The organism is Streptomyces sp. NRRL WC-3742 (genome assembly GCF_000720635.1).
Taxonomy (GTDB): Bacteria; Actinomycetota; Actinomycetes; order Streptomycetales; family Streptomycetaceae; genus Kitasatospora.
This window is the reverse complement of sequence record NZ_JOCF01000022.1, coordinates 1-15,073: the sequence shown is the minus strand read 5'-3', so window position 1 is coordinate 15,073 and position 15,073 is coordinate 1. Positions and strand designations below refer to the sequence as shown.

Below are 15,073 nucleotides of genomic sequence, written 5' to 3'. Positions count from 1 at the left end.
GAGGTCGATCACCTGCTCATGCCCTCCCGACCCGGCGCCCCGCCGCGACGTCGGCAAGGCCGTCAAACGCGAACCCGCGCTCCAGGCCCAACTCGCCGCGCGAGGTTGAGGATCAAGCTCAGGCGCCGAGTTCCCGGGACTGGCCGGCCCACCGGACCACGAACGGCATGGCCAGGCCGGCCGCGACGAAGATGCCGCCCATGACCAGCCAGCCGGGGACGCCCCAGCTCAGGCAGAGCAGGCCGAGCAGGCCCGGAGCGATGGTGTAGCAGAGGCCCGTGCCGATACCGAACACGCCGGAGTACTGTCCCTGCGCGTGCGCGGGGGCCAGCCGCAACCGCAGTTCCATCGACCCGGCCGCATGCCAGAGCGAACCTACGGTGTGGACGGCGACGCCGGCCGTCATGATCGCCGCGGCGGCCCAGCCCGGCAGGCCCGAGGCCGTCGCGATGACCGCCATGCCGACCAGGAACGCCAGCCCGGCGCGCCGGGTGGCCCGGCCGGCGACCTGGCCACCCCTGATCCCGCGGCTGGTCCGGATCTGAAGGACGACCACCATCACGGTGTTGACGGCGAGCGCGACGCCGGTGAACCAGCGCGGTGCATGGGTGTGCAGGACCACCCACAGCGGCAGGGCGTAGGTCACCACCTCGCCCTGGATCCACAGGATGCCGTCCAGCACGACGAACGCCATGTACGGCTTGTCCCGCAGTGCGAGCCACCGGTTCGACTCGGTCGATGCGGGCAGCGGTTCCAGCTTGGGCACCCCGAGCATGACGGCCGCGCAGCCGATGAAGGTCAGGGCGTTGGCGACGATGAGCGCGCGGTAGGCGGAGCCGGAGTCGAGCTGGATCACCACACCGGCGGCCAGCGCGCCGAACGTACTGGCCAGGAAGGCCGTCGAGCGCAGGTAGGAGCGGAACTTCGGCACCTCGTCACCGCCGAACCGGCGGATCATCGGGCCGCGCGCCGCGCCTCCCGAGGCACCGGCCAGGTCGGTCACCGCCATGGACACCATGAACAGCACGAACGAGTGGGCGAACAGCAGCGACAGCATGGAGGCGGTCTGGATCAACAGGGTGACCAGGAAGACGCCGTGAGGGCCGCGACGGTCGGCGAGGTGCCCGACGGGCGGGCCGGCGAGCAGGCCGACCACTCCCGCGGCCCCGAGGCCGAGACCGACCTGCTCGATCGGCAGGCCGATGACCCGCAGGGCGTACAGCGGCGCCGTCGCCAGGAAGGCCGCGGTGCCGAGCTGGTTGATGAAGCCGCCGAGGGCCAGTCGGCGCTGGGGGGCGGACTCGAGGAGCAGCCCTCGGCGCACCAGCCAGGACCGGCGGTCCGGGGCGGTGTCCTCCTGACGGTCGTCGGGGGAAAGGGCGCTGGCCTGACTCACGTGGTACTCCTGGATGTTGATCACGGCTGGGCAGCCCGGTCCCCTGACGACCACGCGTGGGCGGACGCCGACGGCGTGCGGGTCCCAGCGGATGACGGGGGAACCAGGGGCAGGTCCCGGCCAGGTGGACGCGCGGTGGCGCACGAGGCCGTCTTGCCCGGCGCGGCTGACCTCGCTTCAGATGGCCGACATGACCACTCCCGAACTCGTTCTGCTGTCGGATCACAGCTCGGCCGAAGGCAGCCGGGACACGCTCGTCACCGCGAGCCGCATGCTCACCGGCCGGGAACCCGTCCTGCTGGACGCACGGCACTTCATGACCGGCGGCAGCGGCCGGATCACCACGATCGGCGAGAGGGTGCGCCTGGAGGCCGACGGCGTGGCGGTGACCACGGACGCGGTGCTGGTCTACGAGATCCCGCCGCACCTGCGCCGGGACTTCGAGAACTGCCAGCGGCTGCTGCGCGCACACGGCGCCCGCTCCCTGGGCACCGACCGGCATGCCTGGCGAGCGGCGACCGAGAAGGACCGCACCGTCGAGTGCTTCGCTCGCGACGGCATCGCCCACATGCCCACCATCGCCTTCTCGCGACCCACCACGCAGCACGCCGCCGAGGCTTTCGAACAGCTCGGCGGCAACGTGTGGGCCCGGCCGACCGTCGGCATGGGTGGCAGTGACGTCTTCCACATCACCACCCACACCCAACTCGCCGCCGCCGCAAGCCACTACGCCGCCGCGAGCGCCGACTGGCTGATCGCCCGCGACGCCGCGAACTTCACGCAGGGTGGGCAGCGCCACCAGTACCGGGTCGTGGTGCTCGGCCCGCAGGTGCTGCGTGTGGTCGAGCACGTCCAGCCGGACCCCGACGCACCCTGCAACGAGAGCCGGGGCGCCGCCTCCACCCTCCTGGACGAGGAGGATCTGCCGCCAGGACTGGCCGAGCTCGCGGTATCGGCGGCCGAGTCGCTCGGCCTGCCCTTCGCGGGAGTGGACCTGGCGGCCGAAAGCGGCGGCGTCGTCTTCGAGGTCAACGTCCATCCGATGTTCGGCACCGTGCGTGGCCTGGAAACGGTCGCGGTGCCCTACGTCGCCGCCCACCTCGGCCCGGCCTGGCCGCCACTGCCCGGGAGCGTGCCGGTCGCGTCCTAGCGAGCGCGGGGCAGCGCGTCCCCCGAATTCCCGTCTCCCCGGATTCCCGTCTCCCCGGATTCCCGTCTCCCCGGATTCCCGTCTCCCCGGAGGCCGGGCCGCGAGGCCCGGCCCCGGTGCGTCAACTCCCGGCCGACTGCCAGGGGCCGAACGGGCTGTCGGCGCCGGCCGCCGACTGCCTGCTGACGTGCAGCGCGGCATCGCGGCCGAGTACCAGGACCGTCTCGCGGCCCGCGCCGTCGAGGACCACCGAGGGCGCTCCGACGATCACGGTGCCCAGATCGCGCCAGGTGCTCGAGAAGCCCGTGTTGGGCGCGGTCTGGGAGGTCAGGCTGACTCCGCCGCCTCCGTTGCGGGTGGCCACCGTCATCCGGCCGTCCCCGCCGGTGACCACGGACGCGCCCTCCAGGCTGGTCGGCCCGCCCATCGAGGTGGGCGAGGTCGTCCACGTCTTGTTGTCCGACTTCACGTACTGGGTGGCGACCTTGGCGGCCCCGCCCTGGTCGTAGAAGATCTCCAGCCGGCCGTCGGCGTTGCTGCCGACGGTGATCGGACCGGCCGGCGCGGGACCGAGGTAGCCGCTGTCCTGGGTGAAGGAGGCGCTGTCGGGCGCGCTCTGCCGCCAGTGCCGGATGCCGTCCTTCGACGGGCCGAACAGGTCGATCCGGCCGTCAAGGGCGAGCGCCGCCGCCAAACCGTCGCGGACCCATCCGCCGCCGAGATCCGCCCACGACGAGGTCCAACCGCCCCCGCTCAGCTGCGAGACGGCGCTCACTCCGCCGCCCGCGTTGCGGACGAAGACGGTCAGCAGGCCGCTCTTGTTGAGGACCGGCACCGGACTCCCGACGTACTGGGACCTGTACGGATTGTCGGTGGTGTTCGGGTTGGGGTTGCCGAGGACCGTCCAACTGCCCCAGACCCCCGGCGCGGCCTGCGCGACGGTGACGATCTGGTTGTCGCTCAGCCTGATCCCGAAGAGGTGGATCAGCCCGCTGCCGTCCTTGGCCACACCGAGGGACGGGGCCAGCACGTCGCCGCCCGGGACCGCCGCCGGGCCCTTCCAGCTGCCGCCCGGGGCGGTCTCCTGCCAGACCTGGGGATGGCCGTCGAGCACGGCGAAGGCGTTCAGCAGACCGCTGCCGTCCAGCGCCGCCCAGGCCGTCCCGTTCGACCAGCGCGGGTACTCGCGGGAGGGGAACATCGCGTAGAACGTGGACTCGTTCGGGTCGGGCGCCGGGTCGTTGCTGCCCCGGTACGGCCCGACACCGCCGGACCGGTCCGGGCCGGTGTAGGCCAGGAAGGTCCGCTCCTTGTCGTTCGCGGTGGCCGCGTCGAGGTTCGACGGTTCGATCCGGATGTTGTAGTCACGGTAGTTGCGGAGCAGGAAGTGCCCGCTGCCGCCGAGCCGGTGGTACCCGAGAGCGGCCTCCCCGACGAAACGGGCGCCACCGATGTGGTCGGACTGGTCGCCCAGGTTGGTGGTGTCCGTGTGGCTGTACCCGTAACCGACCTTCGGGTCCTGCGCGAGCACCACGGTCGGCTGGAAGCGGTTCATCAGGTCGGTCAGGCCGGCCGTCAGATCGGCGTGGCTGTAGCTCTGGTCGGCGTACGCGGCGTCGCAGTTGCCGTCCGAGGAGACGCTGCCCAGAGTGGAGTCGGTCGTCGAGCCGCCCAGCGTGAAGAGGTCGTCGGGGCTGACACTGCCCGCGGGTACGTCCCCGCTCGCGTGCAGCCTGAAGAAGACCAGCTTGACCTGCGGGGCCTGGTCCAGGGTGTCGACCTCGACGGTCCGGCCGGTGCTCAGCGTGAGCGGCGTCCTGGTCCAGGTCGGACTGGTGACACCCGCGATCCGCGCGTGCGCGCTCCGGGCGCCCGCGTCCCGGCTCGCCGAGTAGGCGCAGACGTCCGGGAACCCGGTGCCCGTCGCGTCGCCGCCCGTGAGGAAGACGGTGACCGACGGGTCCGAGTACTCCCGGGTGACGTCCGGGTTCATGAAGAGGATGTCGTCGTCCTGGTGCGCGACGATCTGCATGAACGACTCGGCCACGGGCACGGAGTCAGCCGCCGCCTTCGGCACATGACTGCCGACCACCGTCGTGGCCGCTGCGAGTGCGGCTGTCAGCGTGACCCGAACAGCAGGGTGGAACCGCATGATGTCCGTCATCCCCCTCATGATGGGCAGGGGGCATCGCCCCCGCGGTGAAACGATCACTGTCGCGCGAAGCAACTGTCCCGGTCAAGGAACACGGTTGGCGGCCCGCGCCGGCATCCGGGGCCCCGAGCACCCGTTGTCCCGAAGGGCCGGGCGCGCCGACCATGTCGCCATCCCCTATTCCGGTGCGACCGAGATGTGTGTTGCCGCCATAGCGAGCCCGTCCCGGCGTTCATAGGGTGTCGCGCACTTGACGCTCGGTGTGGAGGGGTGAACGCGCATGCGAAGGTCCGGACGAGGCAGGCGGCGAGGGCTGGGCTGGGTGCTCGCGGGGGTGCTCGCGCTGATCGGCGCGGCCGTCCCGGTGGCGCCGGCGGCGGCCGCGGTGCCGTCCAACCTGACCCTGGAGGCGACGTACAGCACCGTCGCCAACGGCTGGGACCGGGTCGAGCGGTACCTCGACACCACCGCCGGCTTCCGGCAGGAGCAGTACCCGCCGGACGGCCGCGGCGACCAGGACGGCCAGCGGCTCACCTTCTTCGGCGGGGTCAAGCAGCCCTTCTCCGGCCGCTTCCTGCTCTACTCGGCCCCCGGCTGGGCTCAGCCGATCACTGGCGGCGCCCACCAGGTGCCCGTCCTGCTGGTGCACGGCGCCAACGACAACCCGGACCGGGCCTGGGCCAACCCCGGCGAGTCCGGCGGCTACGGCTGCGGCTCCGCCTCCTGCCCGAGCACCGGGCTGATGCAGAACCTGGCCGGGCGCGGCTACCGGGTCTTCGCCATCGGCTTCGCCCACAAGCAGGGCGACAACCTGATGCAGGCCCAGGAGGTCGGCGACGCCGTCGCGCTGATCCGCGCCAAGCTCGGCGTCCCCCAGGTGGACGTGGTGGGCTGGAGCAAGGGCGAGATGTCCTCGCGGGCGTACGTGTCCTCCGTGAAGCCCACCTGGGGCCGCCCGTACGCGGGCGACGTGCGCAAGCTGATCACCCTCGGCGGCCCGAACGGCGGCTACGACTACCCGTTCGCGCACGGCTGGGCGCACGACTTCTCGATCTGGCCGCAGTGCGGCGGAGCCGTCAACGCCCCGTCCCCGCACCTGCACATGACCTGCTACGGCACCTACACCGCGCACCCCGAGTTCTCCTTCACCCCCTCCGGCGGCTACGACGACTACCCGGGACAGCGGCAGATGCTCGCCCGCTGGGACGCGACCTTCGGCGTCGACCAGACCCAGCAGGACTGGTACACCACCTACTACGGCGGCCAGGGCTTCTACACCGACGGCGGCGGCATCCAGGCCGCGATCAACGCCGGCTCGCTGATCACCCCGCTGCACCAGGCCGGGGTGCCCTCCTCGGTGACGGCCTACCTGCTGGCCGGCGGCACCCCCAGCATCGTCGGGATCTTCAACGAGAACCGCGGGCCGAGCGACGGCGTGGTCTTCGTGGCCAGCGCGCTCGACACGACCGGCTTCGGCACCGTCGGCGGCACCGCGCTGATCACCCTCGCCAACCACCTGCAGCTCGGCTGGGACGGCGCGGCCGCCGCACAGGTCGCCGGCTGGCTGAACTGACGGCCGAGAACCGAGAACCGAGAACTGAGAACTGATGGCTGAGGACTGAGCACTGAGGACGCACCGCATGATCACCGACCGACTCGTTGTCACCGACCGACTCACCGTCAACCACGCCGAGATCGAGGGCCGTACCGGCGAACCCGTGGTGCTGGTGCACGGCAACGTCTCCTCCGGCGTCTTCTGGCACCCCACCATGGCCGGGCTCCCCGACCGCTACCGCCCCCTCGCCCCCGACCTGCGCGGCTTCGGCCGCACCGAACCGCTCCCGGTCGACGCCACCCGGGGCCTGCGCGACCACAGCGAGGACCTGCTCTCCTACCTCCGCGCGCTGGCCCTCGGCCCGGTCCACCTGGTCGGCTGGAGCATGGGCGGCGGCGTGGTGATGCAACTCCTGCGCGACCACCCCGAATCCGTCCGCTCCCTCACCCTGGTCAACCCGGTCTCCCCGTACGGCTTCGGCGGCACCCACGGCGAGGACGGACAGCTCAACTCGCCCGACGCGGCCGGCTCCGGCGCCGGCGGCGCCGCCCCCGAGTTCGTCCGGCTGCTGGGCGAGGGCGAACAAGGCGCCGGGTCGCCCTTCGCCCCGCGCTCGGTGCTCGACACCGCCTACGTCAGCGAACCGCTCGCCGAGCCCGACCCCTACGTGGCCTCGATGCTCACCACCCGCACCGGCGAGGACCACTACCCGGGCGACAGCCGCACCAGCGAGACCTGGCCGGGCTTCGCGCCCGGCGACCGCGGGGTGCTCAACTCCATGGCGCCGACCCACTTCAGGATCGACGACCTGGAACTGGTCGAGCCGAAGCCGCCGGTCCTGTGGATCCGCGGCACGGCCGACGTCATCGTCTCCGACACCTCCCTCTTCGACCTCGCCCACCTCGGCGCCATCGGCGCCGTCCCCGGCTGGCCCGGCGCCGACACCTGCCCGGCACAGCCGATGGTGACCCAGACCCGCGCCGCCCTCGCCCGCTACGCCTCCGCGGGCGGCCAGGTGCGCGAGATCGCGGTCGAGGGCGCCGGACACAGCGTGCACCTGGAACGTCCGAAGGAGTTCCTGGCGGCGCTGGTGGAGGCGCTCGACGGGGCCTGATTCGTGTGTGCTGGACCCTGAGGCGCCCCGGTGGCGCGTTCCGCACGCCACCGGGGCTCTCAGGGTGCCTCTACGCGGTCAACGGACGAGCTTGTGCAGGACGGGGACGGCGGCGCCGGCGCCGGTCAGTCCGGCGGCGGTCGCGCCTGCGGCGGGGATGCCGCCGAGGAGGGCGAGCGTGCCCATGACGGCGCCGATGACGAAGGCAATGAGCAGGATGACGGCGGTGCGCAGGGAGAGGAACGGCGGCGGTTCCTGAGGTGTGGTCATGGCTCCACTGTGTGCCGTTCGGGGCCCCGATCCGCTTCGGCCGAACGAACGCGAAGGAACCCGAACGGCAGGTCACGGGCCTTGTGCGGCTTGCCTGTTCAGGGCGTCGGGCCATCGGCGTTCGTCGCCGTTCGTCGGCGTTCGTCGCCGTTCGGGAGTGTTCGGCGGAGTTCCGGCCGGGTTCCGGTTGGGTTCCGCGGAGTTCCGCGGAGTCCGGCGCCGAATGCCCGGGGTGCCCTAGCCTGGCTCGCGGAACCGGTCATGGGGGCGCAATGGCACAGCTGCGGGGTTCGCGCGACAGCGGCGTCGCCGAGGAACTGCTCCGCGAGCAGGCCCGGGAGTTGACGGCGCTGAAGGTGCGTCTGGGGAACCCGTCCATGGCGGCGGTCCAGCGCCGGGCCGAGGAACTGTTCGCGGACGAGAGCCCGGTCCTGTCGAACGCGACCCAGCACGCCCTGCTGCACGGCAAGTTCACCGGCTGCGACAAGCTGCTGCTGTTCGTGCGTACGCTCCTGTCCTGGAACGGGGACGGCGTACCGCTGGCCAACGGCGCGCCCGAGCTGGACTCCTGGCACGAGCGCTGGGAGGCCATCGCCGGGGCCAGGGGCGGCGCGGACGACCGGTCCGGCGGCGAGCCGGACGGCCACCTCGCCGAGGTCCTGCGCCGCGTGGAGTCCTTCGCGCCGTACGTCGGGCAGTCGGTGGTCCGCTGGCACCGGGGACGTGCCGCCGACCGTTCGACCCGAACGGCGGCCGAGGCCGTCTTCGCCGCCGGGCCGCTCGTGGTCCTGCTCGGTGACCCCGGCGGCGGCAAGACCGAACTCCTGCGGCGCCACGAGCTCGCCGTCTGCCGCCGGTGGGAGGCCGGGGACCGGTCCGCCGCGCTGCCGGTGCGCGTCGCGGCCACCTCGCTCGCCGAAGACCCCCTCGAGAACCGGTTCTTCGCCTCCCGGCCGAGGCCCGGCGCCCAGTGGCTGGTCCTCCTCGACGGCCTCGACGAGATCACCGACGCGCAGGTGCGCCGCCAGGTGCTGCGCGATGCCGTCCACTGGGTCCGCAAGCGGCGGAGCAGCCACCGACTCGTCGTCGCCACGCGGTACCTGTCCGACCAGGAGCAGCGGGATCTGCAGGATGACGCTCCGCCGGGCGCGGAGCCCGTCTGCTTCGAGCTCCTGCGGCTCGACACGGGCGACGTCCGGGAGTTGGCCGCGGCGCGTCTCGGTCCGGAGCAGGTGGACGGCCTCATGGGCGCGATCGAGGAGGCGGGCCTCGCCGACCTGGTCACGCTGCCCATGATCGGCGCCATTCTCTGCCGGCTGTACCGCGACCGTCCCGGCCGCCCGCTCGGCAGCACCCGCGGGGACGTCTACGACGACTTCCTCACCCACCTGATGGCGACGACTCCCCGGACGGACACCCTGCCGGAGCACCACGCGGGCAGGCGGGAGGACACCGCGGGCACCGGGGACACCGGGGCAGCGGCCCTGCTCGGCCCCGCGCCGGCGGAACGGGTCGTCGCCCTGGCCACGCTGGCGCCCGCGGACCTCCGGGCGCTGCTGACGTGGGTGGCGGACCGTCGGCGGGAGTGCGGTGGCACCCGGCCGGTCCTCGACATCCTGCTGGAGGGGCCGCTGACGAAGCCGCCCGGCGAAGTGCCCCTGCGCTGGTGGAGGGAGCAGCTGATCGCCTGCTTCCGGCGCAGCGGGGTGCTCGAACAGCGGGGCGAGGAGCTGGAGTTCGCCCACCGCACGTACGAGGAGTTCCTGGCCGCGTGCGCCGCCTGCCACTCGCCCGAACGCGGCGCGGCGGAGCTGCACCGCGTCCTCGGCGGGCACCGGCAGCGGCACTGGCCGTGGCGGCCGGCTCCCGGTTACGCGCCCGGGGGCGGCTGGGGGCGGCGGATGTGGTCGACCTCGGCCTTCGGCGGCGAGAACATGTCCTACCTCGGTTTCCTCGTCGACCGGCTCACCGGTGCCGCCGACGCGGATCTCGGCGAGCTGCCGTCCTCCGCCGGGATCAGCGGCTGCACGTTCCTCGCCGCCCTGAAGCGGCTCGGCACCTACCTCCCGGACGAGGTGCAGGCGCAGGCGGTGGAGAAGCTCAGGCGGCACCTCGTGGTCGACCGGCGGACCGAGCGCTGGGCTTCCATCGACCTCGAGGCCCTGAACCGGATGGACCCGAACTCCGTGCCGTTCGCCGAGCTCCTCGTCGGACGGGCGATGGACGACTCGCGGGTGGACGCGGCCCGCGCGCTGCTCGCCTTCCCCGAGAGCCGGGCCGAGGGCCTGGCCGCCCTGGGGGCGCTCGCCCGTACGCCGAGGCTGACCAGCGTGCCGGGCCGGGTGGAGGCGGCGATCGCGCTGGTCCGGGCCGAGGACGAGAGCGGCCTCGCCCTGCTCGAGGAGCTGGCCTCCACCTCGTGGCTGGGCGACGAGGAGCGGCTCGGCATCGCGTGGCAGCTCGCGGAACTCCACCGGGAGCGCGGTCTCGGCCTCCTGGACCGCTGGATCGACGCCCGCACCGGCAAGGAGCTCTGGTTCCTGGCTGCGCTGATGGTGCTCGCGATCGACCCGCCGGGCGGCCTCGCCCGGATGCGGGCCATCGCCGACGATCGCGCCTGTCCGCCCGGGAAGCGGCTCAACGCGGCTTTCGTGGCGGCGCGCCACGACGATCCCCGGGGGGCGGAGGACCTGCTGCGTTTCGCCCGCGACCCCGGTCTGGACGACGGCGAGCGCGTGGCTGCGGTGCACCTCCTGGCCCACATCGGCCATCCGTCGGCGGGGGCGGTGCGCGAGGAGCTGGTGCGGGACCCGGGCCTGTCGGCGCGGAGCCGGAGGTCACTACGCACGTAGTGGCACTACGCGCGTAGTGACACTACATATGTAGTGCCCTGTGGGGCGCTTCGGACCATCGGCCGTCAGGCGGGCCGCGCGCCCACCGTGCGGCGGGCCAGGATGTCGGACGCCTTGACCGTCGCGTAGAGCGAGAGCGCCAGCGCCGCGACCAGGGCGACGCCCGCCCCGAGGACGCTGCCGGAGAAGACGGCCTTCGGGCTGCCCGCCTCGGCGCGGGAGGAGCCCGCGATGAACGGCAGGACCGCCAGCACCGCGACACCGAGGACGACCTCGCCCCAGACCACCTTCGGGAAGTGGCGCAGCGTCAGGTGCACCAGCGAGGCGGTGTCGTCCGCGCTACGGGCCCGGACGATCCGGGGCATCAGCCACAGCTGGTTGAAGGCCCCGGCCGCGACCAGTCCGGCGACGAGCAGGAGCTTGACGAGCAGCGCGATGCCGTACCCGGTCGTCCACAGCTGGGAGACGGCGGCGACGTGACGCCAGCTCAGCCAGAGCCCGGAGACGGTGACGACGGCGACGCAGACCATCGCGACGAGCCCGAAGCGCCGCCACAGGTCGGCCCAGAGCAGCCCCGCACCCTCCCCGAGCCGGCGCCGGGTGCCGGCCAGGGCCACCAGCAGGACCAGGCCGCCCAGCCAGACCGTGCCGGAGACGATGTGGGCCTGGTCGAGCACCAGGTTCAGCCAGGTGTCGACGTCCGGCGGCCTGACGGCGGGCACGGCGGCGACGAAGGTCACGGCGAGGGCGAGCGGCAGCGCGGTGAGCGCGATCCGGTCGAGGTGCCGTCGGGCCGCGGGGGCGAACAGGGCCATCAGCGTCGCCGCCGTGACGAGCAGCACGAGGTTCTGCACGAGGTACACCGTGCCCTGCGCGATCCAGGCACCCTTGGCGGCGGGCGCCCGCAGGAAGTCCCACAGGGCGCTCGGCGCGAGGGCGTCGCCGAACGGCATGCCCTTGCCCACCCGGGCGACCCGGGCGGCGAGCTGGAAGTAGCCCGCGACCAGCAGCGCCACACCCGACCAGGCGAGGAAGGCCGCCACCCGTCCGCGCAGCACGCCGCCGTCCTCCCTTTCGCCCTCGCGCAGGGCGGGTCGGACGGTGGTCGCGTACGTGACGGTGGCGCCGATGGCGCCGCTGAGACCGAGGAAGTAGCCGGTCTTGGCGAGGATGCGCCAGAGCTGGGGCACGGTGTAGTCGGCCGTGGCCGCAGCCAGGGAGGCGGTGTTCATGGGGCTGTCTTGCCTGTCTGAGCGTCAGGGGCGGGGGTGCCGGCCCGAGGAAGTTAGCAGGCAAAGAAAGGCAAGGCAACCCTAACTTCGATCACCATCCAGGGCCCGCCGTGCGACCGCCCCGACGTGATCCCAAAGACACGTCCCAGGTGACCCACCTCACACCGCACTCCTGTCAGCAATCGCGACGCCGTCCCGTTCAAGGTGCACGCGAACGAGACAGGAGCACCGCCATGAAGCACCGCATCGTCGTCCTCGGCGCCGGATACGCCGGAGCCTTCGCCGCCGGCAGCCTGGCCCGCCGACTCTCCCCCGCCGACACCGAGGTCACCCTCGTCAACGCCGCACCCGAGTTCGTCGAGCGGATGCGCCTCCACCAGCTCGCCGCCGGCCAGGACGTCACCTTCCCCACCCTCGCCGCCATGTTCGCGGGCACCGGCGTACAGCTGCGCCTGGCGCGCGTCACCGGCGTCGACGTGGGCCGCCGGACCGTCGCCCTCGAGGACGCTCCCGCCCTCGGCTACGACACCCTCGTCTACGCCCTCGGCAGCTCCGTCGCCCACCACGACGTACCCGGCGTCGCCGAGCACGCCTTCGACGTCACGGGCCTGTCCTCCGCACTGCGCCTGCGCGAGCGCCTGGCCCGCCTGGACGCGGGCGGCACCGTCCTGGTCGTCGGCGAGGGCCTCACCGGCATCGAAACCGCCACCGAACTCGCCGAGTCCCGCCCCGATCTCACCGTCACCCTCGCCACCCGCGGCGAACTCGGCGCCTGGCTCTCCCCGAAGGCCCGCCGCCACCTCCGCCGCGCCTTCGACCGGCTCGGCGTGACCCTGCGTGAGCACACTCCGATCGCGGCCGTCGAACCCGGCCGGGCCCTCTCCGCCTCCGGCGCCGTCGTCCCCGCCGACGTGGTCGTCTGGTCGGGCGGCTTCGCCGTCGACCCCATCGCGGCCCACAGCGGGCTCGCGGTCACCGACACCGGCCGCATCACCGTCGACCGCACCATGCGGTCCGTCTCCCACCCCGAGGTCTACGCCGCCGGCGACTGCGCCCACGCCATCGGCGACAACGGCCGCCCCCTGCCCATGTCCTGCGCCTCCGCCGGCTACACCGCCATGCAGGCGAGCGCCGCGATCGTCGCGCGCCTGACGGACAGCAAGGTGCCGACCGTCGGCCTGAAGTACTTCGGCAACCACATCAGCCTCGGCCGGCGGGACGCCATCTTCCAGATGGTGGACGGGGAGGTCCGGGCCAAGCCCTGGTACCTGGGCGGCCGAACCGCAGCCGTCGTCAAGTCCGGCGTCCTCAAGGGCGCCGCCTGGAGCATCGCCCACCCCACCTTCGGCCTCCCCCACCGCAAGCGCCACCTCACCACCACCGCGCCCACCCGGGGCGGCCTGAAGGTCGCGGCCTAAACTTGCTCGCCATGGACAGCGCAGGCATCGCCCGCTTCGAGGCCGGCCGAGACCGGCTGGCCTCGCTGGCGTACCGTCTCCTCGGCTCCGCCGCCGACGCCGAAGACGCCGTACAGGACGCCTACCTGCGCTGGCAGGCGGCGGACCGGACGCTGATCGAGGTGCCGGAGGCATGGCTGACGAAGGTCGTCACCAACCTCTGCCTCGACCGGCTTCGATCGGCGCAGGCCCGACACGAACGGGCGGCCGGGGACTGGCTGCCCGAACCGCTGCTCGACGGCGACCCCATGCTCGGGCCCGCCGAGACCTTCGAACAGCGGGAGTCGGTGTCGCTGGCGGTCCTGACCGTCATGGAGCGCCTGTCGCCCGTGGAGCGGGCGGCGTACGTGCTGCGCGAGGCATTCGCGTACAAACACTCCGAGATCGCCGAGATCCTCGGCATCAGCACCTCGGCGAGCCAGCAACACGTCCACCGCGCCCGCCGCCGCGTCGCCGACGAGCGCCGCGGCGGCGAACCGGTCGACGTCGCGTCGGCGCGCCGGATCGTCGAGGAGTTCCTCACCGCGGCGATGTCGGGGCGCACCGACCGCCTGGTGGAGATGCTCACCTCGGACGTGACGGCCGTCTCCGACGGCGCCGGAATGGCCCACCGGCTCCTGCGCTACGAGACCCCCGAGCGGGTCTCCGTATACGTACGCGCCGGCTTCAAGTCCACCCCCGCAAAGCACAAGCAGGCCGGCGGCACCCCCGCACTCCACATCGTGCAGCTCAACGGCTCCCCTGCTGTGGTCGCGGTCGTCGGCGACCACGTCGTGGGCGCAGTCACCTTCGACCTCGCCGACGGCAAGGTCGCCGCCCTACGCGGCATCGCCAACAAGACCCGCCTCGCACGCCTCAATACGGCCTGGCGGCAGCACGAGCCCGGCACACCGGTCATCGCCGCATGGTGATCCGGCAGTTGATGCCGCCGACCCTCGAGTACGCTGCGGAGCACAGACCACACACAAGTCGACTCAGGACGTGGAGAGATGAGCCCGCCACATCAAACCACCTCCGGGCCGACCTCCAATCGAACTGAATCAACCAGCCCCCAATGACGCCAGTCACCACAGGTCAGAAAGCCTCGGCCCCGCATACGCGGGGATTGCTCCGCTTCGCCTTCCTCGGCAGCTGTCCGCATCCCCTCGGCCCCGCATACGCGGGGATTGCTCCTTCGACATCGAGGTGTGGCTGCGCGGCGGTGGCTCGGCCCCGCATACGCGGGGATTGCTCCCTCCGCCCGGACGAGGCGAACACCGTGGTCTGCTCGGCCCCGCATACGCGGGGATTGCTCCGACATCCAGGCGTACTCGTGCTCGCTGGGCTGCTCGGCCCCGCACACGCGGGGATCGCTCCCCGTCCCGGTGTCCCCGGATCTCCGGTCCTGCGCCGGCCCCGCGATCGCGGGGATTGCCCCGCGCCGCGGGCCTTCCGAATTCAAGGTCGGGCATCGGCTCCGCATTCGCGGGGATGGCTCCTGGAGCGGGCACGGGCCGTCTCATCAGAAGAGGACGACCCCGCACGCGCGGGGATCGCCCCGACTACACCGCCAGGTTCTCGGAGGAGTGTGTCGGCCCCGCGCGAGGGGATTGCTCCGGGTCGAAGCAGAAGCTCCCTTCGGCGTGGAGTCGGCCCCGGACAGGCGGGGATAGCTCCTCCTTGATTGCATCTGCCGCCATATCCGCGTCCTCGGCCCCGCAGACGCGGGGATTGCCCCGGGGAAGCGCACCACCGGATGCTCCGGTACCGCTTGGCCCGCACACGCGGGGATTACTCGGCGGCAGGATGGTCACTGGTGTGCCGTTCGTCCCGCTGGTGGGTGTGGGGCGCTGAGCTGGGGGGATGGGGTCGGTATCATGCGGCGCTGGGGATTGGGTGTGGGCGGAGGGGGCGGC

At 72.6% G+C, this 15,073-nt stretch carries 10 protein-coding genes and 1 CRISPR repeat array; of the genes, 6 read left to right on the top strand and 4 right to left on the bottom strand.

The window, feature by feature from the left end:
- Positions 1-118 precede the first annotated feature (118 nt).
- Positions 119-1,396: an MFS transporter gene (locus IH61_RS0114315; protein WP_234327180.1), complete on the bottom strand. Its 1,278-nt coding sequence runs from the start codon at positions 1,394-1,396 to the stop codon at positions 119-121.
- Positions 1,397-1,586: 190 nt separating this feature from the next.
- Here IH61_RS0114315 and IH61_RS0114310 point away from each other — a divergent pair, with 190 nt between their 5' ends.
- A complete protein-coding gene (locus tag IH61_RS0114310; RefSeq protein ID WP_051837044.1) occupies positions 1,587-2,546 on the top strand; it encodes an ATP-grasp domain-containing protein in 960 nt (319 codons plus the stop codon).
- A gap of 121 nt (positions 2,547-2,667) precedes the next feature.
- Here the strand turns inward: IH61_RS0114310 and IH61_RS0114305 are convergent, their stop codons facing one another.
- Entirely contained in the window at positions 2,668-4,710 is a 2,043-nt protein-coding gene (locus IH61_RS0114305) for a PIG-L family deacetylase (RefSeq protein WP_158844966.1), read from the bottom strand.
- A gap of 268 nt (positions 4,711-4,978) precedes the next feature.
- Here IH61_RS0114305 and IH61_RS0114300 point away from each other — a divergent pair, with 268 nt between their 5' ends.
- Positions 4,979-6,271: an esterase/lipase family protein gene (locus IH61_RS0114300; protein WP_031069503.1), complete on the top strand. Its 1,293-nt coding sequence runs from the start codon at positions 4,979-4,981 to the stop codon at positions 6,269-6,271.
- Positions 6,272-6,338: 67 nt separating this feature from the next.
- Entirely contained in the window at positions 6,339-7,367 is a 1,029-nt protein-coding gene (locus tag IH61_RS0114295) for an alpha/beta fold hydrolase (RefSeq protein WP_031069502.1), read from the top strand.
- Positions 7,368-7,445: 78 nt separating this feature from the next.
- On the opposite strand, the gene IH61_RS0114290 is transcribed toward IH61_RS0114295, so the two are convergent.
- Positions 7,446-7,637 (bottom strand): hypothetical protein, encoded by a 192-nt coding sequence (locus tag IH61_RS0114290; RefSeq protein WP_031069501.1) that lies wholly within the window; start codon positions 7,635-7,637, stop codon positions 7,446-7,448.
- A 272-nt stretch (positions 7,638-7,909) separates the two neighbouring features.
- On the opposite strand from IH61_RS0114290, the gene IH61_RS0114285 reads away from it, so the two are divergent.
- Positions 7,910-10,489: an NACHT domain-containing protein gene (locus IH61_RS0114285; RefSeq protein WP_031069500.1), complete on the top strand. Its 2,580-nt coding sequence runs from the start codon at positions 7,910-7,912 to the stop codon at positions 10,487-10,489.
- A gap of 65 nt (positions 10,490-10,554) precedes the next feature.
- Here IH61_RS0114285 and IH61_RS0114280 read toward each other — a convergent pair whose 3' ends face one another.
- Positions 10,555-11,721 (bottom strand): CopD family protein, encoded by a 1,167-nt coding sequence (locus tag IH61_RS0114280; RefSeq protein ID WP_031069497.1) that lies wholly within the window; start codon positions 11,719-11,721, stop codon positions 10,555-10,557.
- Between the two features lie 233 nt (positions 11,722-11,954).
- Here IH61_RS0114280 and IH61_RS0114275 point away from each other — a divergent pair, with 233 nt between their 5' ends.
- Both IH61_RS0114275 and IH61_RS0114270 read left to right on the top strand, forming a co-directional pair.
- Positions 11,955-13,139 carry an NAD(P)/FAD-dependent oxidoreductase gene (locus IH61_RS0114275; RefSeq protein WP_031069494.1) on the top strand — a complete coding sequence of 395 codons (1,185 nt, stop codon included), beginning with the start codon at positions 11,955-11,957 and terminating at the stop codon, positions 13,137-13,139.
- An 11-nt stretch (positions 13,140-13,150) separates the two neighbouring features.
- Positions 13,151-14,089 (top strand): sigma-70 family RNA polymerase sigma factor, encoded by a 939-nt coding sequence (locus IH61_RS0114270; RefSeq protein WP_031069492.1) that lies wholly within the window; start codon positions 13,151-13,153, stop codon positions 14,087-14,089.
- A gap of 172 nt (positions 14,090-14,261) precedes the next feature.
- Positions 14,262-14,534: a CRISPR direct-repeat array (repeat unit 29 nt; unit sequence CTCGGCCCCGCATACGCGGGGATTGCTCC).
- Between the last annotated feature and the right edge of the window lie 539 nt (positions 14,535-15,073).

Excerpts from the sequence above, each read along its gene's own strand:
- IH61_RS0114285 (WP_031069500.1), top strand. The coding sequence starts at position 7,910 with ATGGCACAGCTGCGGGGTTCGCGCGACAGCGGCGTCGCCGAGGAACTG.
- IH61_RS0114300 (WP_031069503.1), top strand. The coding sequence starts at position 4,979 with ATGCGAAGGTCCGGACGAGGCAGGCGGCGAGGGCTGGGCTGGGTGCTC.
- IH61_RS0114305 (WP_158844966.1), bottom strand. The coding sequence starts at position 4,710 with ATGACGGACATCATGCGGTTCCACCCTGCTGTTCGGGTCACGCTGACA.
- IH61_RS0114310 (WP_051837044.1), top strand. The coding sequence starts at position 1,587 with ATGACCACTCCCGAACTCGTTCTGCTGTCGGATCACAGCTCGGCCGAA.
- IH61_RS0114290 (WP_031069501.1), bottom strand. The coding sequence starts at position 7,637 with ATGACCACACCTCAGGAACCGCCGCCGTTCCTCTCCCTGCGCACCGCC.
- IH61_RS0114275 (WP_031069494.1), top strand. The coding sequence starts at position 11,955 with ATGAAGCACCGCATCGTCGTCCTCGGCGCCGGATACGCCGGAGCCTTC.
- IH61_RS0114280 (WP_031069497.1), bottom strand. The coding sequence starts at position 11,721 with ATGAACACCGCCTCCCTGGCTGCGGCCACGGCCGACTACACCGTGCCC.
- IH61_RS0114295 (WP_031069502.1), top strand. The coding sequence starts at position 6,339 with ATGATCACCGACCGACTCGTTGTCACCGACCGACTCACCGTCAACCAC.
- IH61_RS0114270 (WP_031069492.1), top strand. The coding sequence starts at position 13,151 with ATGGACAGCGCAGGCATCGCCCGCTTCGAGGCCGGCCGAGACCGGCTG.